Source organism: Dietzia alimentaria 72, from assembly GCF_000226215.1.
Taxonomy (GTDB): Bacteria; Actinomycetota; Actinomycetes; order Mycobacteriales; family Mycobacteriaceae; genus Dietzia; species Dietzia alimentaria.
Genome location: NZ_AGFF01000007.1, coordinates 280579 through 301605 on the forward strand (window position 1 = coordinate 280579; position 21027 = coordinate 301605).

At 66.8% G+C, this 21027-nt stretch carries 21 protein-coding genes; 11 read left to right on the top strand and 10 right to left on the bottom strand.

Features of this window, described 5'->3' with window-relative positions:
- Position 1: 1 nt before the first annotated feature.
- A complete protein-coding gene (locus ON04_RS03770) occupies positions 2 to 1168 on the bottom strand; it encodes a steroid 3-ketoacyl-CoA thiolase (RefSeq protein ID WP_010540252.1) in 1167 nt (388 codons plus the stop codon).
- Between the two features lie 173 nt (positions 1169 to 1341).
- Here ON04_RS03770 and ON04_RS03775 point away from each other — a divergent pair, with 173 nt between their 5' ends.
- Together ON04_RS03775 and ON04_RS03780 are read left to right on the top strand one after the other, a co-directional pair.
- Complete coding sequence (locus ON04_RS03775) at positions 1342 to 2589, top strand: cytochrome P450 (RefSeq protein ID WP_010540253.1); 1248 nt, start codon at positions 1342 to 1344, stop codon at positions 2587 to 2589.
- A 130-nt stretch (positions 2590 to 2719) separates the two neighbouring features.
- Positions 2720 to 3727, top strand: coding sequence for an alpha/beta hydrolase (locus tag ON04_RS03780; RefSeq protein ID WP_033444001.1), 1008 nt, complete (start codon positions 2720 to 2722; stop codon positions 3725 to 3727).
- A gap of 567 nt (positions 3728 to 4294) precedes the next feature.
- On the opposite strand, the gene ON04_RS03790 is transcribed toward ON04_RS03780, so the two are convergent.
- From ON04_RS03790 to ON04_RS03815, 6 genes are all read right to left on the bottom strand, one after another.
- Positions 4295 to 5551, bottom strand: coding sequence for an IS256 family transposase (locus ON04_RS03790; protein WP_010540256.1), 1257 nt, complete (start codon positions 5549 to 5551; stop codon positions 4295 to 4297).
- A gap of 1021 nt (positions 5552 to 6572) precedes the next feature.
- Positions 6573 to 7478, bottom strand: coding sequence for a TIGR03619 family F420-dependent LLM class oxidoreductase (locus tag ON04_RS03795; RefSeq protein ID WP_010540257.1), 906 nt, complete (start codon positions 7476 to 7478; stop codon positions 6573 to 6575).
- Positions 7479 to 7480: 2 nt separating this feature from the next.
- Positions 7481 to 7957, bottom strand: a complete 477-nt coding sequence (locus tag ON04_RS03800) for a nuclear transport factor 2 family protein (protein WP_010540258.1) — start codon at positions 7955 to 7957, stop codon at positions 7481 to 7483.
- Entirely contained in the window at positions 7954 to 9153 is a 1200-nt protein-coding gene (locus tag ON04_RS03805; RefSeq protein WP_010540259.1) for a thiolase domain-containing protein, read from the bottom strand. Before ON04_RS03805 ends, ON04_RS03800 begins: the two co-directional genes overlap by 4 nt.
- Positions 9150 to 10211, bottom strand: a complete 1062-nt coding sequence (locus tag ON04_RS03810; protein WP_010540260.1) for a thiolase domain-containing protein — start codon at positions 10209 to 10211, stop codon at positions 9150 to 9152. Before ON04_RS03810 ends, ON04_RS03805 begins: the two co-directional genes overlap by 4 nt.
- Positions 10212 to 10221: 10 nt before the next feature.
- Positions 10222 to 11256 carry a Zn-ribbon domain-containing OB-fold protein gene (locus tag ON04_RS03815; protein ID WP_238529221.1) on the bottom strand — a complete coding sequence of 345 codons (1035 nt, stop codon included), beginning with the start codon at positions 11254 to 11256 and terminating at the stop codon, positions 10222 to 10224.
- A gap of 90 nt (positions 11257 to 11346) precedes the next feature.
- Between ON04_RS03815 and ON04_RS03820 the strand changes: the two genes are divergently transcribed.
- Positions 11347 to 12381, top strand: coding sequence for an LLM class F420-dependent oxidoreductase (locus tag ON04_RS03820; protein WP_010540262.1), 1035 nt, complete (start codon positions 11347 to 11349; stop codon positions 12379 to 12381).
- Positions 12382 to 12409: 28 nt separating this feature from the next.
- Here ON04_RS03820 and ON04_RS03825 read toward each other — a convergent pair whose 3' ends face one another.
- Entirely contained in the window at positions 12410 to 12904 is a 495-nt protein-coding gene (locus ON04_RS03825; RefSeq protein ID WP_238529222.1) for a hypothetical protein, read from the bottom strand.
- Positions 12905 to 12917: 13 nt separating this feature from the next.
- Complete coding sequence (locus ON04_RS16625; protein WP_158217816.1) at positions 12918 to 13058, bottom strand: hypothetical protein; 141 nt, start codon at positions 13056 to 13058, stop codon at positions 12918 to 12920.
- A 158-nt stretch (positions 13059 to 13216) separates the two neighbouring features.
- Between ON04_RS16625 and ON04_RS03830 the strand changes: the two genes are divergently transcribed.
- Positions 13217 to 14284 carry an oxygenase MpaB family protein gene (locus ON04_RS03830; RefSeq protein ID WP_141564612.1) on the top strand — a complete coding sequence of 356 codons (1068 nt, stop codon included), beginning with the start codon at positions 13217 to 13219 and terminating at the stop codon, positions 14282 to 14284.
- A 22-nt stretch (positions 14285 to 14306) separates the two neighbouring features.
- Positions 14307 to 15902, top strand: coding sequence for an acyl-CoA synthetase (locus ON04_RS03835; protein ID WP_010540265.1), 1596 nt, complete (start codon positions 14307 to 14309; stop codon positions 15900 to 15902).
- A gap of 71 nt (positions 15903 to 15973) precedes the next feature.
- On the opposite strand, the gene ON04_RS03840 is transcribed toward ON04_RS03835, so the two are convergent.
- Positions 15974 to 16720, bottom strand: a complete 747-nt coding sequence (locus tag ON04_RS03840; protein ID WP_033444002.1) for a hypothetical protein — start codon at positions 16718 to 16720, stop codon at positions 15974 to 15976.
- Between the two features lie 190 nt (positions 16721 to 16910).
- Here ON04_RS03840 and ON04_RS03845 point away from each other — a divergent pair, with 190 nt between their 5' ends.
- The 6 genes from ON04_RS03845 to ON04_RS03870 all read left to right on the top strand — a co-directional run bounded on the left by ON04_RS03845 (position 16911) and on the right by ON04_RS03870 (position 20607).
- Positions 16911 to 17555 (top strand): hypothetical protein, encoded by a 645-nt coding sequence (locus ON04_RS03845; protein WP_010540267.1) that lies wholly within the window; start codon positions 16911 to 16913, stop codon positions 17553 to 17555.
- Positions 17556 to 17735: 180 nt separating this feature from the next.
- Positions 17736 to 18263 carry an alternate-type signal peptide domain-containing protein gene (locus tag ON04_RS03850; protein WP_010540268.1) on the top strand — a complete coding sequence of 176 codons (528 nt, stop codon included), beginning with the start codon at positions 17736 to 17738 and terminating at the stop codon, positions 18261 to 18263.
- 7 nt (positions 18264 to 18270) lie between these two features.
- Complete coding sequence (locus ON04_RS03855) at positions 18271 to 18816, top strand: hypothetical protein (protein WP_010540269.1); 546 nt, start codon at positions 18271 to 18273, stop codon at positions 18814 to 18816.
- Positions 18813 to 19415, top strand: a complete 603-nt coding sequence (locus ON04_RS03860) for a signal peptidase I (protein ID WP_010540270.1) — start codon at positions 18813 to 18815, stop codon at positions 19413 to 19415. Before ON04_RS03855 ends, ON04_RS03860 begins: the two co-directional genes overlap by 4 nt.
- Complete coding sequence (locus tag ON04_RS03865) at positions 19415 to 20026, top strand: SipW-dependent-type signal peptide-containing protein (protein ID WP_010540271.1); 612 nt, start codon at positions 19415 to 19417, stop codon at positions 20024 to 20026. Before ON04_RS03860 ends, ON04_RS03865 begins: the two co-directional genes overlap by 1 nt.
- Positions 20027 to 20097: 71 nt before the next feature.
- A complete protein-coding gene (locus ON04_RS03870) occupies positions 20098 to 20607 on the top strand; it encodes a signal peptidase I (protein ID WP_010540272.1) in 510 nt (169 codons plus the stop codon).
- Positions 20608 to 21027 lie beyond the last annotated feature (420 nt).

Sequence of the window (21027 nt, forward strand, 5' to 3'; positions counted from 1 at the left end):
GTCAGATCCTCTCGATGATGCTTGCCGAGGCCTGGGCGCCGCCCGCGCACATCGTGATGAGTGCGCGTTCGCCGTCTGTGCGCTCGAGCTCGTGCAGGGCGGTGGTGATGAGCCGCGCCCCGGTGCTGCCGACGGGGTGGCCGATGGCGATGGCGCCCCCGTTGACGTTGACCTTGTCCATGTCGGGGCCGTGCACCTGCGCCCAGCTTAGAAGGACGGAGGCGAACGCCTCGTTGCATTCGAACAGATCGAAGTCGGCGATCGACATGCCGGAGCGGTCGAGCACGCGCTGGGTGGCCTGGACCGGGCCGTCGAGGTGGTACTCGGGCTCGCCGCCGACCAGGGCCTGATGCACGATGCGTGCACGGGGCTTGAGGCCGTGAGCCTTGGCCACGTCCTCGTCCATTAGCAGGACCGCGGAGCTGCCATCGGACATCTGGCTGGACGTGCCCGCGGTGTGTAGACCGCCTTCGAGGACGGGCTTGAGACCGGCCAGCGCCTCTGCCGTGGTCTCGCGCAGGCCCTGGTCGCGGGTGACCGTCACGGTCTCGCCGGTGTAGGAGCCGTCCTTGAGTCGCTCGGGGGCGTCGACGGCGAAGGTCTCGCGATCGAAACGGCCCTCGTCCCACGCGCGCTTCGCGTTGGCCTGCGAACGTACGCCCAGCTCCTCGAGATCGGCGCGGCTGATGCCCCGGCGCTTGGCGATCCGGTCGGCGGCGGTGAACTGATCCGGGAGGTCGACGCCCCAGTCGTCCGGACGCGGCATGCCGTTCTCTCCGTCGCCCACGGCGGCGCGCAACGCGATCCAGCTCATGGACTCAACGCCACACGCGATGCCGACGTCCATGGCGCCGGCGTGGATGAGGTTCGCGATGAAGTGGTTGGCCTGCTGGGCGGACGAGCACTGGCAGTCGATGGTCGTGCACGCGGTCTGCCACGGCAGTCCCGAGGCGAGCCAGGCGCCACGGGTGACGTTGTTTGCCTGGGCGCCGGCCTGGGTGACACAGCCGCCGACGACCTGCTCGACCAGCGCCGCGTCGATGCCGGCCCGTCGGATGACCTCCTTTTGGGAGGCGCCTAGCAGGTGGGCGGGGTGCAGGCCGGACAGTGCGCCGCGAGCCTTGCCGATGGGAGTGCGCACGGCCTCGACGATGACGGGGTTACCCATGACTGTCCTTTCGTGTATGGCGGGCCTCCAAGACTGTGGCCCGCCGCGAACGTGTTCTAGTATGGTGCGTAGAACGTGTTCTAGATTACCTTTCGGGTGGCGGGTCTGCAGACTCCGCCGTCGTGCATCGGTCGTGGAGCACGAGACGCATCCGACGCGGTCAAGGAGAACCAGTGCAGCCAGTCACCATCCCGGAGGGTTTCGACTTCACGGATCCGGAGCTTTACGAGAAGCGGCTCCCTCACCCCGAGTGGGCACAACTCCGAAAGGCGGAGCACGTCCACTGGGTTCAGAAGGAGGACCCTTCCGCCGACGGTTTCGGTGACGCCGGCTACTGGGTCGTCTCGAAGCACGCTGACGTCAAGGAGGTGTCCCGGCGCACTAATGAGGTCTTCTCCGCCTGGGAGAACACCGCCGTTCCGCGCTTCTCGCCCGGCATGGACCGCGGCATCATTGAGATGCTGCGCTTCCTCATCCTCAACCAGGACGGCGAGGAGCATAAGAAGCACCGCCGAATCATCTCCAAGGGCTTCACCCCGCGGAATGTTGAGAAGCTCCGCGACACTCTCGCGGCGCGCGCCAAGAAGATCGTGACCGACGCCGCGGCCAAGGGGTCGGGCGACTTCATCATCGAGGTCGCCTCGGAACTGCCGCTGCAGGCGATCGCTGAGTTGCTGGGCGTCCCACAGGAAGACCGGCACCAGCTTTTCGAGTGGTCGAACCTGATGACCAGCTATGACGTTCCGGAACTCGCCGACGCTTCGACTATGGCGTCCGCTCAGCTCCTCGAGTACGCGCAGAAGCTGGCAGCCGATCGCGAGGAGAATCCTCAGGACGATCTCATCACCAAGCTAATCCAGGCCGATATCGACGGAGAGCAGCTCTCGGCCGATGACTTCGGCTGGTTCGTCATCCTGCTGGCCGTGGCCGGCAACGAGACGACCCGCAACGCCACCACGCACGGCATGATCGCGATGCTCGACAACCCGGAGCAGTGGGAGCTGTTCAAGGCCGAGCGCCCCGAGACGGCCTACGATGAGATCCTTCGCTGGGCCTCGCCGATCACCTCGTTCCAGCGCACCGCGACCGAGGATCTGGAGCTGGGCGGCAAGCAGATCAAGAAGGGCGATCGCCTCGCCCTCATGTACGGTTCGGCGAACTTCGACGAGGAGGTCTTCGAGGACCCGTTCACGTTCGACATCCGTCGCGATCCGAACCCGCACCTGACCTTCGGTGGGCAGGGCCCGCACTACTGCATCGGTGCGAACCTGGCCAAGCTGCAGATCGAGCTGATCTTCAATGCGATCGCTGACCACATGCCCAACCTGGAGTCGCTCGGCGAGTCCAAGCGCATCCGGTCAGGGTGGCTCAACGGCATCACCGAGTGGCCCGTCGACTTCAAGTGTCCGGTCGCGCACTGAACTGACGTCTAAGGCCCCGGCGGCCGCCCACGTGGCGTTCCGCCGGGGCCTTCGCGATTTCGACGACCCGGGTCGACAAATTGGTTGATTCGCCCCCGTGAAAGTCTGCTGAACTGCCAAAATGGTGGGCATGCTCCAACATCGCGAGATCGCCCGTGACGGCGTGCGACTGCACTACGTGCTCCATGAGCCCTCGACGGCAGACTCGGTCTCGGAACCCGTCGGTACCGTTGTGCTCCTCCACGGATTCCCACACTTCTGGTACGCCTGGCATCGCACGATTCCAGTTATGGCGGAGGCGGGCTGGCGTGTGATCGCACCGGATCTGCGGGGGATGGGACGCTCCGACGCTCCCGGCGATATCGAGGCGTATGCACCCAGCGAGGTCGTCGCCGACGTGATCGCGATCTGTGACGATGCCGGAGCAGACCGCGTGGTCGTGGTGGGTTTCGATTTCGGAGCAGGCGTCGCCTACGACACCTGCCACCTCGAACCGTCTCGTGTCCGGGCGGTCGTCGGGATGCAGAACCCGTTCATGGGAGCGCTCGGAGACATAGCGCCCCTCGACGGCGCTGCAATGATGGCCGCAAAACACTTTCTCCACCTTCACTACTTTGCGCAGCCCGGGGTCGCGGAAGCCGACCTCGAGGGTCGGGAGCGAGAATTCCTCACCCGCGTGTTCTGGGCGCTGTCGGCGGACTATCACTATCTCGACGTATGGCAGCACCCACCCGGGACGACGTACCTCGACGCGCTGCCGGAGGCGCCACTCCTGCCGTGGTCGTGGCTGTCCGTCGAGGAGATGGACGCATTTGAGAAGGAGTACGTGCGCACCGGGTTCGCTGGTCCTTTGCAGTGGTACCGCGCTATGGACGTGAGTTGGCGCGAGCGCAAAGAATTCGAGCTGAAGACTAATCCGGTACCGTTCTACTTCCTCTACTCCGAGCACGACCCTGACCTCGAGGGCTTCCACGGGCGCGACCCGCTGTCCAGGCTGGGTAAATTCCACGACGATGTGCGCCAGGTCCGCAGTGTGCCGCGCGCCGGACATCTCATGCACCTCGAGGCCACAGAGGACACACATCGCGAGCTGCTGGCCTGCCTCGAGGACATCGCGATCACCACCTCCGCTCAGTAGCCCCGCGGCTAGCAACCCGCCCCGCCTTTCTCTCCCCGCCTCCCGCCCCGCCTCACGGAGGTTGGCGGACCTCCGGCGCCTTTTGACGCCGATTTTCTCGCCTATCGTCCGCCAAGCCGCGGGCTGGTCCGCCAGCGAGGGGAGTGCGTAAGTGTGGACCCACTGATTGCGCGGTGCTCTGAGCGCCGGGGGAAAATCAACCGGGACGGTGCGCCCGGGCGCGTGAGAGGGCGTTGGCAATATGGCCCAGGACTTCATCGGGTTTCATCCCATGTGCCGCGCGCACGACCTGCCACCCGAGATCTGTCAGTCGCGCGGTAATGCGGAGATCTCGACGCCACTGCTCAGAGTCGCCGTGGTGCTTACCGTCGTAGAAAATCGCTACTTTCTCGGGTGCGTAAGCGAGGTCGGCGACCGTGATCAGTTCACCTGTGTGATCGAAGATTCTGTACTGCGAGGTAGGTCTGGGCAGTGTGGAGCGTTCGATTCGTAGCCTGAGGATGCTCTCTTGAGGGGATTGCGCGGGATAGTGCCCCGTGGGGTGGTGGGATTCGGATCGGCGTCTGGTCAGGCGCAGTGATCAACGAGTCGTGATTGATCGTAGTCGCTACCGGTGTCGAGGGCTCGTTGTTTGGCGGCGATGACGCGTCGGAGTTCGGCCATGGAGGTGTCCGAGAGGTAGCGGCGGGAGACTTGCCATTCGTCGTGTTGGTCGATCACCACCGAGGTCGCCAGCCGCAGGAACGCGGCGGGGTTGGGGAAGATTTCCACGACGTCAGCGCGGCGTTTGATCTCCTTGTTCAGGCGCTCGATCGGGTTGTTGGACCAGATCTTCTGCCAGTGCCCTCGGGGGAACGCGGTGAAGGCCAGGACGTCGGTCTTGGCCTCACGCATCATCGTGTTGACCTTGGGAAACGAGGCGGCGAAGGTGTCGGCGACCTGATCCCACTGCTCGGCCACCGCGTCGGGTTCGGTGTGGGCGAAGATCGTCTTAACCGCTGCGGTCACCACTGGGGCGTTCTTGGCCGAGACGGCGCCGTGCAGGTTGCGCATGAAGTGCACCCGGCAGCGCTGCCAAGCTGCGCCCACGAATTGCTGTGCCACGGCCGCTTTCAGGCCCGCGTGGGCATCGGAGATGACCAGGTGCACCCCGGTCAGGCCGCGGGCTTTGAGGGAGCGCAGGAAGTCCGACCAGAACTCGTACGATTCGCTGTCGCCGACGGCGGTGCCGAGCACCTCGCGGGTGCCGTCGACCGAGACTCCGGTGGCCACGACCATGGCGTGTGAGACCACATGGGCGCCGATCCGAACCTTGCAGAAGGTGGCGTCGGCGAACACGTACGGGAACTGGGTGTGGGACAGGGTCCGGGTACGAAACGCCTCGACCTCGGCGTCCAGCTCGGCGCAGATGCGTGAGACCTCGGATTTGGAGATGCCGGTGTCGACTCCGAGGGCGCGGACGAGGTCGTCGACCCCGCGGGTGGACACACCGTGCACGTAGGCCTGCATGATCACCGCGTACAGGGCCCGATCGATCCGGCGGCGGCGCTCGAGCAGGGCCGGGAAGAATGACCCCGAACGCAGCTTGGGGATCTGCGCCTCGATGTCACCGACCGGGGTCGAGACCGTCTTGGCACGGTGACCGTTGCGGTGCGTCGTGCGGCCCTCGGAGCGCTCGTACCGGTCGGCCCCGATCTTCGCTGCTGCCTCGGCCTCGATCAACGCTTGCAGGCCGGCCCGGACCAGTTCGGCGAACATCGCCTGCGGATCGGCGGACAGTAGTGCGTCGAGCTGGGCGTGTACGCCAGAATGGGAATGGGTCATCGCGTGGTGTGTCCTTACTATGAGCTACTTGGCGGTAACTCAATGACCACTACGCGATGGCCCACCCCCTTGGCGGACCGCCACACCGTTGCCAGCCAGATCCCCAGCCCCGAAACCCCACCACTCCACGGGACTTACCCTTGCGCGGAGGCATCGCACGAGTCGAGCAACCGAATCACCCGGCGCACTCCATGTTGACCGCGCATTCGTGCTGCCGCGCCAGCGACTGCCTCCACGCTGGTACGCGTGGCCTGACAGACGGAGTCCACCATGCAGATACTCGAATCGGCACGGTGGGTCCACCTGGCAACGTCCACTGCGGTGCGCGCTGGGGCGGTGACCCGGAGACCACCAATTTCGCAGATGTCCTCTGGCTGGATGGGGTGTCTGAGTCTGCGTTCTCGGACACCCGGTGGCATCCGCGGCTCGACGGCGGTGTAAACGTCAATAACACTGCGGCTGGCATCCCTCGAGAACCAGCGTTCGCCGTGAAGGTATGCGGCGGCCCAGCCGCTGATGACTGCGTCAGCCGGCGACCACATGCCAACCGCGCGAATCCGATCCCACTTAGTCAGTTGCGACCCTCTGGCGCAGTACACGCCCGGAACGAGCATGCGAAACCGCGAACGAAGTGCATATCTAGTGACGAGCCCGGCCTGGAGCGCCTCAGATGCAGCGAAGGGTCTGCCGTCGCGCACTGCATCGAGCAATGAGCTGGGTAGTGGCGTGGACGGGCGATGGTCCTGGAGGCGGTAGTCGCGTCTCATGAACACGATCCTGATCCACCGGGCCGGTCCACTCGCCGCTCCATCGGCGCCTTGTGGATGGAGTCGACGACCATTCACAGGGCCGCCGACAGCCTGACTCCCGCATTCGGACGGCGGGGCGCTCGGTTGGCGGACACCCTCCGCCGCCTGGCGGACATCCAGCGCGACAAACATCGTCAGAACGCATTAGAAGTCCGCCAACCGTGGGGGTGAGTCCGCCAACCGTGGGGGTGAGTCCGCCAACCGTGGGGCGGTCAGCCTTTCAGGCCGTACTTCTCGCCGAACTTGGCGATCGACTCGAGTTTCTGCGCGACCGGGGCGTCGAAGCCGTGGCCCTCGATCATCCACGGCATCACGATGATGTCGGTGACGCCGGCCTCGGCCAGCTCGGCGAAGCCGCGGGTGCCGTAGCGATCCATGCAGACCACCTGGATCGCGAAGGGCTTGCCGTCGCCGCGATCCGCTAGCGAGCGACCGTCGGCCTCCAGCAGCTCGCCCAGGCGCTTGACCGTGGTGACGATCTCGTCGAAGTTCATCATCGCGCTGGTCCACCCCTGACCGATCCGGACCGCGCGCTTGAGCGCGATTTCGGTGTGGCCGCCCACGTAGAACGGCACCTGCTCGGAGGGCGCCGGGGTGAAGATGAGCTCGTCGAAGTCGAAGTGGTCGCCGTGGAACTCCATCCACTCACCGCGCAGCGCTTCACGCATGATGGTCAGCGCCTCGTCGGTGCGCTTGCCGCGACCCTTGAACGGTGCGCCGCACCACTCGAACTCGTTGGGGTCCCATCCGATGCCCACGCCCAGGTCCAGCCGATTATTAGTGAGCAGCGCGACGGAAGCGACCTGCCGGGTCAGCAGCAGCGGATTGCGCGGGCCGACCTTGAGCACCTGTGGGCTGAACCGGATCGTGGAGGTGGCCCCGCCCATGGCGGCGCAGGCGATGAGCGGTTCGACCCACTCGGTGTTCTCGTCCCACATGCGTGAGCCGTCGGGGGTGTACGGGTAGTCCTTGTCCTGCCGGCGCGGGTGGAACAGCGAATCGGGCAACACGACCCGATCGAAGCCGGCGGCCTCGGCACCCTGTGCCATCTCGATGTACTGGTTGACGGGGGAGAAGGAGACGGGGATGGAGAATTCTGCGTCTGCCACACGGCTCATGGTCAGGCCTCACTGTTCGGTCGAAGGGTCGTCATGGCCGTGTCCGGCTCCCAGAAGGCGCGCAGCGAGAGCATGCGGCTCTGGCTGTCGACTTTGTAGATGACGCCACCGGCGGCGTCCATGATCTGGTCACCCATGTGGGTGCGGATGGTGCCTGTGCACAGGAGTTCATCGCCGCCGGCGGTGGCGCGGTCGAACCGGAACTCGATGTGGTCGGGGGTGGAGACGGCCTTTGCCCAGAACTCGGCCAGCCCCTCCGGTCCGGAGTGGCCCTCGCCGGCGGGGTCGAGGAACGACTGGCCGACCGGGTCCTCTATCCGCCCCTCGGGCGACCACAGTCCGAGCCAGGTCTCGCGATCCTTGGCATTGACGGCGGCCCACGACGCACGCGCGGCGGCATACGCGGGGTGCGCGGCAGCAGCGTCGCTCATCTCCAGCGGCCGGTAGTTGCCGTCGACGTCTCTGTACGGATTGCTCACGGCTTGCGCTCCGTTCCCACGACCCACATCGAGAAGTACTGTGATCCGCCACCGTAGGCGTGCCCGAGTGCTTTGCGTGCGCCGGGGATCTGGTGCTCCTCGGCGCGGTCCATTACCTGGCGTGCCGCCTCGGCGAAGCGCAGCATGCCGGACGCGCCGATCGGGTTAGAGCACAGCACGCCGCCGGACGGGTTGACGGGCAGCGCGCCGTCGCGGGCAGTGGCGCCCGATTCGGTCATGCGCCAGCCCTCGCTCTCGGCGGCGAAACCCAGGTTCTCGAGCCACATGGGTTCGAACCAGGAGAACGGCACGTAGATCTCGGCGACGTCGATCTCCTCGGCGGGGTTGGTGATCCCGGCCTCCGCCCACAGCGCGGCTGCACCATCGCGTCCGGCCTGCGGATTGGCGTAATCGCGCCCGGCGAAGGTGCCCGGCTCGGTGCGCAGAGCGGTGGCGTGAATCCACGCGACCTGGCGGCCGTCGGATTCCACGGCTTCGGCCGCGGCCGCGTCTCCGATAACGATCGCGCACGCGCCGTCCGAGGACGGGCAGGTCTCGTCGAACCGGATGGGGTCCCACAGCATCTGGCCCGCCATCACCGAGTCGACGGTGATGTGGGGCTGCTTGAGGTGAGCGTACGGGTTGATGGAGCCGTTCAGCCGGTCCTTGACCGCGACCATCGCGCCGATGTGTTCGGGGGCGCCGGAATCGCGGATGTAGGAGCGGACGTGGGGGGCAAAGTAGCCGCCTGCCCCGGCGCCGACGGGTGCGGTGAACGGTACCGGCAGCGAGAGCGCCCACATTGCGTTGGACTCGGACTGCTTCTCCCACGCCACGGCCAGGACCCGCCGGTACCGTCCGGACTGGACGTGCGAGGCCGCCACCACCGCGGTGGATCCGCCGACGGAGCCGGCGGTGTGCACGCGCAGCAGCGGCTTGCCCACGGCGCCCAGGGCGTCGGCCATCATCAGTTCGGGCATCATGACGCCCTCGAACAGGTCGGGGGCCTTGCCCACCACCACGGCGTCGATGTCGTCCCAGCCCACCCCGGCGTCGGCCATGGCGGCGTCGATGGCCTCACGGCAGAGGCCGGCCATGGAGACGTCGGTGCGGCGGGAGACGTGGTGAGTCTGACCGGTGCCGAGCACGGCGGCGGGGAGGCCGCGCGTGCCGAGCCCAGCAGCGTGGGCGCTCATGAGGTGCGTCCTTCCAGGAGGCAGACGAGGTTCTGCTGCAACAGGTGGCCGCTGGTGGCGTGGGCGAGCGCGCGTTCGGCGTTGCCGTCCATGATGGCGGTGGCGGCGTAGCCGACGCGTTCGAGTCCGGCGGAGAACAGCGGGTCGGCGACCAGCGAGCCGCCGGACGGGGTGACGACAACGTGGTCGGCGATCCCCAGCACCGAGCGGAGCAGGAGTTCCTGGTGCGTGTACTGGGTGTGCAGCTCGGCGACGCTCACCCCGCCCAGGTCCGGCCGGTCCCCGGAGGCGCCGGTGGCGCGCACGGCGGCGGCGCGGGTCGACGGCGAATCGGTGAGATCTCGCGCCCCGAACTCGGCGGAGTCCGTGATGTGCTCGATGCCCGCGATATAGGCAGGGGTGTCCACGAGCTCGCGGGCCCGGTCTCCGGAGGCGAGGATGATCGCGCCGGCGCCGTCGGTGACGGGCGGGCAGTCGTGGCGCCGAAGCGGGTCGGCGACGTACGGCTCGTCCAGCAGTCCGGCGGCGTCCCGGCCGTGTGCGCGCGCGGCGACGGCGGCCATCTCGGCCTCCGACCAGCGCCCGGTGTCGATGCCGGACCGGGCCTGCAGCGCGGCCACATGGTGGCGGCCCGGCCACAGCGGGGTCACGGTGTACGGGTCGAGTTGCAGCGCGAGCGCGGTGTCGAGGTCGGTGCTAGCCGAGGCCTTGCCGAAGCCGTAGACCAGCGCGGTGTCTGCGTGGCCGGAGGCGATCTTGAGGTACGCCTCGAACAGCGCCCAGGCGGCGTCCATCTCCACGTGCGACTCGGAGATCGGTGGCACGGCCCCGATCGTGTCGACGGCGGAGATGAAGGAGAAGGCGCGGCCTGCCAGGTAGTCGGACGAGCCGGAGCACCAGAACTCGATGTCGGTGCGGTCGAGCCCGGTCTGCCGGTAGCACTCGGCAAAGACCGGGGCGAGCATTTCGACACCGTTGGTGGTCCCGAACGTGGACTCGGTGTGGCGGGCGTGGGCGAAGCCGATGACGGCCACGTCCCGGGGGGCGGTCTGGATCACGAGGCGTCCTCTACGGCTGTGGGGTGGAGGGCCGGGAAGCGGCGTCGGAATCGGCGTCGGGATCGCCGGTGGGCTCGAAGTGCGCGATGGCCTTCATCGAGGCGGGCCGTTCGGACTCGGGCGTCCAGACGGCGCGCACGCGCATCCCCATCCGCACCTCGGACGCCTCGCAGCCCAGCACGAGGTGCTGGATGGGCACGTCGGCGCCGTCGAGGAGGATGTAGGCCGTGACGTAGGGCGGCGTGATCTCCTGCCCCGCGAACGGCACGTTGACGATGCCGAAGGTGGTCACGGTGCCCACGTCGGCGACCTCCACGTACTCGCCCATGGCCACCCCGTCCGACGGGCAGTAGTCGCGGGGCGGGACGTAGACCTCGGGGCCGTTGGAGCGGCGCCGCCCCAGCAGGCGGCCCTGCACGATGGCGCGCAGGAACTCGCTCTCGGCGGGTGCGGCCGTGTGGGTGACCGACAAGCCGATCGGCGTGACGATGCTGGTGACGGCTGAGTCCGCCGGCGAGGAGTGGGCCCCGTTGTCGTCGTCGTTCCCGGCGACGCCGTCCTCGGCGGGCACCACGCACGCGATGTCGTGGACGCTCCCGGTCCGCTCGGACGCCCATTGCACGCGCACGCGCATTCCAGTGCTCACCGCGTCGGGGTGCTGAGCGGCCAGGGGGAGGAGCATGGCGGTGTCGGCGCCATCGAAGCGGACGAGTGCCCACGCGAACGGGGTGTCGAGCGGGTGGACGTCGGCGGGGGCGAGGACCCAGGTCCATGCGACGACGACGCCGCCGACCTCGTCCCCGGAGCCGATGTCCGCGAACTCCGTGAGCGCTTTCCGCGTGTGGGGGTCGTACTCGACCGGTGGCACGTGCACGGTTCCGCGGGAATCCCGGTTGCCGACGATCCTGCGGTCGCGCAGGCCGGTGAAGAACGCTCCGAGCACGGGGCCGGTGGACCTGGTGTAGTCGAACGAGGGCGTGAGCGACGCGGACAGGACGGGCTCGTCCGGCGGGGTGATGTCGACGACGATCTGACGAGGTGGCACGTTCGCAAGTAGAACACGTTCCACTGTTCTTTGCGCGCGTTTCCGTGGTCGGCGTCACCCGGCGGCGGTGAGGTGGGTCAGACTATGGGTATGAAATTCGCCTTGCAGCTCGGATACTGGGGCGCGCAGCCGCCCACCGATCACGCCGACCTCGTGGTGGCCGCGGACAAGGCGGGGTTCGACACCGTCTTCACCGCAGAGGCCTGGGGTTCGGACGCCTTCACTCCGCTGGCCTGGTACGGCTCGCTCACCGAGAACATCTGCCTGTCCACCGCGGTGGTGCAGATGTCCGCGCGGACTCCCACCGCCACGGCGATGCACACCATGACCCTGGATCACCTGTCCGGTGGCCGCTTCTGCCTGGGCCTGGGCGTCTCCGGCCCGCAGGTGGTGGAGGGGTGGTACGGCCAGGCGTTCGCCAAGCCGCTCGCGCGGACGCGCGAGTACGTCGACATCATCCGCCAGGTGCTGCGGCGCGAGGGTCCCGTCACCTCCGACGGCCCGGCCTACGCGCTCCCGTACGTGGGCGCCGACGCCTCCGGCCTGGGCAAGCCCCTCAAGCCGATCCTCCACCCGCTGCGCGCCGACGTGCCCATCTGGTTGGGCGCCGAGGGGCCGAAGAACGTGGCCCTGGCCGCCGAGATCGCCGACGGCTGGCTGGGCTTTTTGGCCTCCCCGCGCACCGCCGATGAGTTCAACTCCTGGCTCGACGAGGGCTTTGCCCGGCCCGGCGCGCGGCGCACCCGCGAGGACTTTGAGGTCGCGTTCCTGTGCCAACTGCACATCACTGACGACCGTCGCGGCGTGATCGACGCCTACAAGCCGTTCACTGCCCTCTACGCCGGTGGCATGGGCGCGGAGGAGAAGAACTTCCACGCCGAGGCGTTCCGCCGGATGGGGTTCGGCGACGCCGTGGAGCGCATCACCGAACTGTTCCGGACCGGCCGCAAGGACGAGGCCGCCGCGGCGGTGCCGGACGAGATGGTGGAGGCCACGGCGATCATCGGAGACGAGGCGTCAGTGCGTGAGCAGATCGCCGAGTGGGAGGCCGCCGGCATCACCATGCTCGTGGTGACCGCCGGGTCGGTGGAGGAGATCGAGGCGATCGGCCGGCTGATCGGCTGAGTGGGCTGGTTCAGAGGCCGGTCCACTGTCAACGTAGACGGAGGATCGCTGCGGCGGTTCCAAAGACCACTGCGGTGAACAACTCCAGCCAGAAGCCCAGAGCCGGCAGGGTGGCCCAGATTCCGGCCAGCCCGCCGGCGGCGGCCACACCTCCCGCTGTGGTCACCACGGCGCTACGTTCCAGCGCGCCGTAGCAGACGAATCCCAGACCGACCGCTATCCACGCGCCCACGGATCGCGAGCCCGGGATGGTGCCGGCGAGGAACGCTCCCACCACCAGGGCCACAACCACCGCGGTGTAAGCCCACGCGGGGGCGCGCAGAGCTTGCGGGTGCTCTGCGAACCACCAGAAACCGGTCGCGGCCACCGCAGCGGCGCCGGCGAGGAAATACCCCGGGATGGCGACGCTGTTCTCCCCGGCCAGTAGATAGACCACAGCACCACCGAGCGAGACCAGGGCCACCGCCAGCAGCAGGACCCAGTTGTTTCGAACGTCGCGAACCCCGCGAGGTGGATCGGTCACCATGTGCGGGGCGTCAGGAGCCGAGACCGAACCGAGCCGCCAGGTAAGGCAACAGACCCATGCACTCCGGCGTGAGTGCCAGGCACATCTTCTCGTCCGGCCCGGGGCCGAACAGGTAGCGCAACGGGTTCTCGATTGAGCCAGACGGGAACACGACCTCACTCCTCACACACGTGAATGCGTTCTCTTGCAGGGGGTATCGGGTCGGGCCGCGCACCCGTTACCTCGCTCTCGCGGCAGCGGTGACTGAAGTCACACGAGGTGCTACAGTCGGCGCTACCGGAATGGACAAACGCTAGGGCGGTGTCAATCATGGCGTCGAAATCTGTACGCAAAGACGAAGGCCTGTTTCCGCCGGACTCGGTCGCCCGCCGCGTGTGGGCGTACCCCACCTCCGCGCTGCTGGGGTTCATCCGGGCAGTGACCATCGAGCACCTGGACCCCGATCTCACGGCGGCCGTCAGCGCCACCGGCCAGGTCCTTCAGCGCCCGGCCCTGCGGTACGACCGGACGGTGCAGTACTTTGCCACGGTCCTGTTCGGTGATGCTGAATCGGTGATCACGTCCTCCGACGTGCTGATGAAGGTGCACTCGCGGGCGTACGGGACCAACCCGGTCACCGGCGGGCAGTTCGATTCCAATGATCCGGACTCGCAGCTGTGGATCCATATGACGGCGTGGCATTCGATCCTGTACGTGTACGAGAAGTTCGGTCCCGGCCGGCTCAGTCGGTCCGAGGAGAACGAGTACTGGCGCGAGTGCGCGGTGGCTGCCGCGATGCAACCGATCCATCTCGAGGCCGTCCCGCGCACCCGGGGGCAGGTGCAGAAGTACTTCGACGACTGGCGGCCGCGCCTGGCGACCTCCGAGACGGCCGTCCACAATATCGACTTCATCCTCCACGCGATGCACACCATCTTCACCGCCTTGCCCGCGCCGCTGCGCGTGGTGCTGGGGCCGGTGATCCGGGCCGGGGTGATCGCCACATACCCGAGGTGGATGCGGCCGCTCATGGGGGTGCGCCAGTCGCGGATCGCCGACTCGGCGGTCACCGCGCTCATCCGGCCCGGCATGACGGCGCTGTCCCACAGTCCGCGAGCGCAGCTCTGGTTCCTCGAGCGAGTCGCCCCCCGCGGCGGGCCGGTGCTGACCGGGTACCTCAACGGTGACCCGGCAAAGACCTCCAGCGTGTACTCGCCGCAGGCGGCGCGCGCGAAGTTCGGTGATCCGCGCTCCCCGCTCAAGCAGTACGGAGACCAGCTCGCCGAACGCAGGGCGGGCGCGGCGGCCTCTGCGTACCCGCACAACCACCGCGAGGTGCCACCGGAGTTCGCGGCGCCCGCGGACCGGGTGGAAAGTGAACCGATGACGGCGAGGTAGAACACGTTCTATCGTGGGACGCATGAGTTCACCCACGCCGACCGTGCCCGCCGATGCCGGAGTCCTCGATCCCCGGACCGGGGAGCACGTCACCAGCGTCTACCGGATAGCCGAGGCCGAGCCGGACCGTGTGGCGGTGATCGAGGACTCGGGCCGTGAGGTGAGCTTCCGCGAGCTCGTCGATGCCGCGCACAGCCACGCGCGGGGCCTGCGCGAGCTCGGGCTGGGGGCCGGCGACGGGATCGTGTTGCTGGCGCCCAACGGGGTCGGCTTCCTCGAGGTTTACTTCGCCGCGCTGGAGATCGGCGTCTACACCGCGCCCGCCAACTGGCACCTCACCGGGCCGGAGGTGGCCTACATCATCGAGAATTCCGGCTCGACGGTGTTCGTGGCCGACGAGCGGTTCGCCGACGTCGCCACCACCGCCGCGGCCGAGACTGGCCTCGACCCGGCGCGCTGCTTTGCGATCGGCGACGTGCCCGGGTTCAAGCCGCTGGCCGAGCTCACCGCCCCGATGGTGGGGGAGGACCCGTTGCCGTCGTCGCGGACCCTCGGCGCGCCCATGCTCTACACCTCGGGCACCACCGGCCGGCCCAAGGGCGTACGCCGGCCCCTCACCGGCGCGAGTCCCGACGAGATCACGGTTCCCAACTACTACTTCTTCGCCGGGTTCGGCATCGAGGGCCCGGACAACGTCCACATCTGTGGCTCACCGCTCTACCACACGGCCGTGCTCAACTTCGTGGCTATTTCCCTGCACCTGGGGCAGACCGTGGTGCTCATGGACAAGTGGAGCCCCGAGGAGATGCTGCGGCTCATCGACGCCCACGGGGTCACCCAGTCGCACATGGTGCCCACCCAGTTTTCCCGACTGCTGGAGCTGCCCGAGGACGTGCGCGCGAAGTACGACATGTCGAGCCTGCGCACGATCGTCCACGGCGCAGCACCGTGTCCGCAGCACGTCAAGCAGGCGATGCTCGACTGGTGGGGGCCGGTGCTCACCGAGTACTACGCCGGCACCGAGGGCGGCGGCTGCACCATCACCGGCGAGGAGTGGCTGCGCAAGCCGGGCAGCGTCGGTAGGCCGTGGAGGACCACCACGCTCAAGATCCTCGACGACGACGGCGAGGAGGTGCCCGTCGGCGAGACCGGGAACGTTTACCTCCAGATGCACGGTTCGCAGTTCGAATACCACCAGGATGCGGAAAAAACCGCTAAGACCTACGTCGGCGAGCTGTTCACGATGGGCGACATCGGGTACGTCGACTCCGACGGCTACCTGTTCCTGTGCGACCGCAAGAACGACATGATTATCTCCGGCGGCGTGAACATCTACCCGGCCGAGATCGAGTCGGAGATGACCCGCCACCCGGCTGTCCGAGATGTGGCCGTGTTCGGGATCCCTCACGCCGACTGGGGCGAGGAGGTCAAGGCTGTCATCGAGCTGGCCGAGGGTTACACCGAGTCCGACGAGCTCAAAACAGAAATCCTCGACGACCTGGCCGGACGGCTGGCCAAGTTCAAGATGCCGCGGTCGATCGACGTGGTGGACGAGCTGCCCCGGCAGGCCAACGGCAAGCTGGTCAAGCGGACGCTGAAAGAGCCGTACTGGGAGTGAAGGCTGACACGAGACGGCCCCTGCTCCTTGGTGGTGAAGAGAGCAGGGGCCGTGTCGTCTGGCGCGGGGAATCAGCTTCCGGCTGCGCCCGCGATGATCTGGCCGATGTCGAGGCCGTTGATCAGCTCCGAGGAGAACGACGCGGGGTCGCTGGAGATCCCGCCGGCGGTGGTCGAGCCGGCCGTGAGGGACCCGAGTCCGAGGCCATCGAGGCTCCCGGTGACCTGCTCGGCCGCGTTCTTCTCGCGGATGGTCACGCACGTGTTGATGGGGTTCGCGACGAGCCGTCCGTTAATGAGGGCCAATGTCGTCGCGGCACCGGTGTTGAGCACGTCCCCGGGGGTTGCGTCATCCGGTACGCGGTAGGTGGTCTCCAGCGTGCTGTAGGCCCCGCCGGCGGTGGTCCACCCGGAACCCTCTCGGTACACGGAGTTGGACGCGGCGTCCGTGCGCACGTCGTCGGTCACTGTGGTCCAACTCTGACCACCGAGGACCTTCCACGTGCTCTGGCGAGCGCTGACCAGCACAAAGCCCTCGGGGTGGAAGTCATCGATGCGATTGACGAGGGCCCCCGCACCGCTGACAGTGGTTCGGAACGTCACTGTCCCGCCCGGGGCGGCGGTGCCGTTGCCAACGACCTCCTTGGTCAGGTGATATTCGGTGCCCAGGCTCCAGAGCCCGCTGAAGGTCTTGGTCTGGCTCGTGGCGCACTGGGCGGTCTGGGCGGACGCGGTGGCGGCGCCGCCGACCACCACCCCGGACATGGCCATGAGCGCTGCCGCGCCTACGGCAATGGTCCTTCTACGTGTTGCGGTCATTCGGTGTTCCTTCCAACGGCGTGATGCCCGGGCGGGGGAGTGCAGGATGAGGCGGGATATGGCGTAGCGCACAGGTGGTGGAGCTATCAGCGAACATACCGTGTGATGAATATCTAGTCGATCAATTGGGTGAGAAAAAACTTGTTGACGTGACTAGACATTTACTCATCTGTGACTTAGCTTACTCGTCATGCTCGTTTCGTCCCGGCTACGCGCCTCGCGGTCGCGTAGTCCGCTCGCCTCCGTGGCCGCCCTGCTCGTGGCCATGGTTGCGCTGTTCGCGGCGGGTTGTACTGTCTCGGCGGCACCACCGGAACCCGTGGACAGTGCGCGGTACGAGTACTCAGCGGACGGGGTCATTTGGGGCGGGGTGGAGTCCATCCCGTGGAACCAGTCGACCGTCCCGGTGCCGGGCGGTTCACCCAATGCGACGACGTTTCATCTCCGTGTCTCAGGTGACTCTTCGGTCAAGGGGGAGATCTACCTCGGAAACTGGTCGATCAGCCGGGGCAGTGTCTGGTTCAGGGTCGACGTCGACGGCGCGTCCGGAGAAAGGGTCACGCTGCCGGGAAGCGGAGCCGGCCCGGGAATGCTGATGCGGGAGTTCTCGATCCCACCCGGCGGTGCGGTCCGCGTGACGCTCAACGTCGGCGTCCCCTTTGGCGAAGTCGAGCAGTCGGCACGGATCGTTCCCGACTGGGGTCTCTTCCTGAGCGAGACCGTCGATCCTGACGACGGCACCGGCTCCATTGGGAGCGGGTCGCTCGGCTCGGCGGGATCATCCGCGGGCAGTTCGCTCGGTTCCCTCGGATCCCCGTCGGTCAGTCTCCGATGACCCGACTACGCCCCGGACACCTCGGGGCCCACGAACTCGGTTCGCAGCACCGGGCTGCCAGCCGTCGACGGTCACATGCCGTGACCGTCACCCCTCGCGATGAGAAGGCCCGCGGCCGGTGACATCGCCCTGCTGGTCCGGCGCCCGCCGGGCTGGTCCCGTTCACGGAAGTGAGTAAGTATGAAGAAGAACACCAAGGGCGCACTGGCAGCTGGCGCGGCCGCACTGCTCCTGGCCGGCGGCGCTGGAACGATGGCGGCGTGGAGCGACAGTGAGAGCCTCGACGCCGTAACGGTGACCGCCGGGCAGCTGCGGATCAGCGAGCAGCCCGGTGGCGGCTGGACCTGGGCCGACGACGGTACCGACTTCGACCCGGCTAACGACATGCTGGTGCCAGGCGACATCGTCGAGTACACGGCCGACTACACGCTCGACGTCGAGGGCGAGAACCTCGTGGCTTCACTCACACCTGTTCTCGAGGACACTGGCACAGGCGCCCTCGCTGACTACCTGACGATTACCGCTGACTCGGATACGACAGGTATCACCCTGACCAACATCACGCCTGAGAACAACGGGGACACGGTGTCGGTGACGACCACCATCACGTTCGACGCATCGACGTCGGGTCAGGACGGTATGGAGGCTAGCGCGAACCTGGCCGGCTCGACGATCACCCTCCAGCAGACCGCTCCGGCTGCCCCCTGATCGTCCGATGGCCACTCATCATCGTTGGGCCCTGGCGGCGGTCGCCGTCACCGGGGTAACCGTCCTGTCCGTGCAGCAGACCGGGGCACTGTGGAGCGACTCCGCTCAGCAACCCGGGGCGACGATCTCCTCCGGCCGGCTCGACGTCGCGGTCGGGACGTCCGGAACCAAAGTCGCCGACTACGAGTTTGAGGCACTGACCGGAACTGACATGGTGAGCGGCGAGTTCGTGCAGCGACCGCTGCACGTGCACAACACCGGAAGTGTCCGCATGCAGTACCGACTTCAGTCGGTAACGCTGAGTGTGCCGAGTGAGCAGCTTCCGCTGTACTTGGAGGTGACCCAAGTGTCCTCCGAGGCCGGATGCCCGGCCTCGGGGGACGCCTCGGGCGTCCCAATATACGACGATGAGCTGCACGGTGCCCAGACCGCCGACCGCACTCTCGCCGCTGGCGCGTCGGAGATCCTTTGCTTCCGCGCCACGATGGGCCAGAATCCGACTGCTGGCGCGTCGGGGACGGCCACCTTCACGTTCCAGGCGACCCAGTCATGACGTCGATCGAAGAACGCCCAGTGGTAGGCGAAGAATCAGAGCGAACCGGCCCGTGGTGGTGGGTTCGGAGCGTCGTGTCCTGGCTTCTCGTCCTGGTGGCCGCAGCAGTTCTGGCCGCTCTTGTGGTTGTGCCCCGGCTGACGGGAGCGACCCCGTATACCGTGCTCACCGGGTCGATGGAACCGACTTTGTCCCCGGGGACGCTGATTGTGGTCAAGCCGGTCGAACAGACCGATCTCGCGGCCGGCGATGTGATCACGTTCCAAATCGAGTCAGACAACCCGGCCGTTAATACCCACCGCATCACTCAGATCGTGTACGACGCCCAGGGCACCCCGCGGATCCAGACGCAGGGCGATGCGAACAATGTGCCCGATCGAGACTTGTTGGTGCCCGGGCAGATCCGGGGCCGACTCTGGTATTCCGTTCCCTATCTCGGCTACGCCAATACCGCGCTGACCGGCGACAGTCGACAGGTGTTGCTGTGGGTCGCCGTCGGCGGTCTAGGGGTTTACGCCCTGTGGATGTTCGGGTCGGGCTTCAGTGACAGACGACGGGCCCGCAACGGTGCGGACGACGCGGGATCGGAGAACGATTGATGACTCCCAATGACAAGCCGAACGGCGTCGCACGGATACCCGGGCTATGGAATTTCCGTAAAACGCGGGCGTGGGCCTACACACGTGCGGGATTGACTCTGGGCATTGTTTTCGGCGCCGGCGCTGTGGGGACGATGGCGGCGTGGTCCGACTCTGCCACGGCCATAAGTGGCACCTTCAGTGTGGGCACACCCGAGGTGTTGCAGCTCAAGGTCAACGGCGATGCTCCGACACATCAGTTCGTGACCCTCAAGCGCCAGAGCATGCTTCGTGGCGATAGCGCAGCAGGTGCCCTCGATGTACAGAACACCGGCACGGTCAATTTCAAGTGGTCGATCTCGGCTGCGGCGACCGGCTCTCAGGACTTGATCAACGTGCTGGAGGTGGGTCTGTATAACGGGCAGTCTAATAACGGCTCGACCTGCACAGGATCGCAAATCGGGACGACGAAAGCGATGTCACCCTCGCCGACGCTTGCCACCGGGAGGTCACTGAACAGTGGAGCGTCCGAGAAAATCTGTGTTCAGGTGAGAGTGAAGTCGGATGCGGGGATCGCGGCTCGCTTTAAGATCGCTAACCCCACCTTCACCATTGTCGCGGTGCGCGCCTGATGAGCACGAGGACACAAGCCTTTGCAGGACGAAACTCCGCGCGAGCGGACCGACGTCACCGAACCCGTGAAGTGGTTCTCAACGTAGGCGCTGTTGTCGGCCTCGTCTGCATTGTGGTCGCAGCGGTGTCGATGCTGCTCGGCGTAACCCCACTGGTGTTTCGCTCGGGTTCGATGTCGCCCGAGATCCCGACCGGATCTCTCGCGCTGTCCCGCTCCGTGCCTGCATCCGAGATCACAGTCGGCGACGTGGTGAGTGTGGACAACCAACAGGGTGTCCGCATCACACACCGCGTGGTGGACCTCGTCCCCGCGCCGGCAGATCTCGGGGTGGTGGCCACGCTGCAGGGGGACGCCAATCCGGTACCCGACGTCGAGCCTTACGTCTTTGACCGGGCGGACCGGGTGTTCTTCCATGTTCCCGGTGCCGGGTATGCGGTGAGTTGGCTGACCAGCCCAGTGGCGATCTTCCTCGGCGGAGTACTCGTGGGTGCGGTGGTGGTCTTGGCGGCCGGGTATGGACCGCTGCCCCGCCGAGCGGTGCGGTCAGAACACGACTACGACGTCAATGCAGAGGCTTAGGAGAACTACAGTGTCTGATCACAAACCAGCCGAGTCTCACGCGAAATCGTTGCGAGCAGTTGTTGCGATAGCCGGGGTTTCAGCCATGGCGGTTATGCTCGGGCAGTCAGTGTCGACGCTCGCGCAAACGAATCAGACGGTGTCAACGAGCGGCTCGCAGGTCGCGACTGGCAACTTCTTCCCGACGCCGTTGGTGACAAATGTGGCGTGCGTTACTTCGGGGGGTGCAGGAGCCAGGCGCGCGACCATAAGCTGGAGTCCGCCTGTCCCGGTCCCAGGTAAAGAGGACTCGGTCTACCGCTACCGAGTTGATTGGGTATATGACAATGAAGAAGTAAAGTACTCATTCGAAACGAATAGCAATACCACGGGCGCGTTTAGAATCTATGATCAGACGACACCTGCCACAGCTGCTACTTA

Bases quoted from the DNA above. Each gene is read 5' to 3' on its own strand.
- ON04_RS03855 (WP_010540269.1), top strand. From the start codon at position 18,271: ATGGCCACTCATCATCGTTGGGCCCTGGCGGCGGTCGCCGTCACCGGG.
- ON04_RS03790 (WP_010540256.1), bottom strand. From the start codon at position 5,551: ATGACCCATTCCCATTCTGGCGTACACGCCCAGCTCGACGCACTACTG.
- ON04_RS03840 (WP_033444002.1), bottom strand. From the start codon at position 16,720: ATGACCGCAACACGTAGAAGGACCATTGCCGTAGGCGCGGCAGCGCTC.
- ON04_RS03835 (WP_010540265.1), top strand. From the start codon at position 14,307: ATGAGTTCACCCACGCCGACCGTGCCCGCCGATGCCGGAGTCCTCGAT.
- ON04_RS03780 (WP_033444001.1), top strand. From the start codon at position 2,720: ATGCTCCAACATCGCGAGATCGCCCGTGACGGCGTGCGACTGCACTAC.
- ON04_RS03820 (WP_010540262.1), top strand. From the start codon at position 11,347: ATGAAATTCGCCTTGCAGCTCGGATACTGGGGCGCGCAGCCGCCCACC.
- ON04_RS03850 (WP_010540268.1), top strand. From the start codon at position 17,736: ATGAAGAAGAACACCAAGGGCGCACTGGCAGCTGGCGCGGCCGCACTG.
- ON04_RS03805 (WP_010540259.1), bottom strand. From the start codon at position 9,153: ATGAGCGCCCACGCTGCTGGGCTCGGCACGCGCGGCCTCCCCGCCGCC.
- ON04_RS03865 (WP_010540271.1), top strand. From the start codon at position 19,415: ATGACTCCCAATGACAAGCCGAACGGCGTCGCACGGATACCCGGGCTA.
- ON04_RS03770 (WP_010540252.1), bottom strand. From the start codon at position 1,168: ATGGGTAACCCCGTCATCGTCGAGGCCGTGCGCACTCCCATCGGCAAG.
- ON04_RS03860 (WP_010540270.1), top strand. From the start codon at position 18,813: ATGACGTCGATCGAAGAACGCCCAGTGGTAGGCGAAGAATCAGAGCGA.
- ON04_RS03845 (WP_010540267.1), top strand. From the start codon at position 16,911: ATGCTCGTTTCGTCCCGGCTACGCGCCTCGCGGTCGCGTAGTCCGCTC.
- ON04_RS03795 (WP_010540257.1), bottom strand. From the start codon at position 7,478: ATGAGCCGTGTGGCAGACGCAGAATTCTCCATCCCCGTCTCCTTCTCC.
- ON04_RS03830 (WP_141564612.1), top strand. From the start codon at position 13,217: ATGGCGTCGAAATCTGTACGCAAAGACGAAGGCCTGTTTCCGCCGGAC.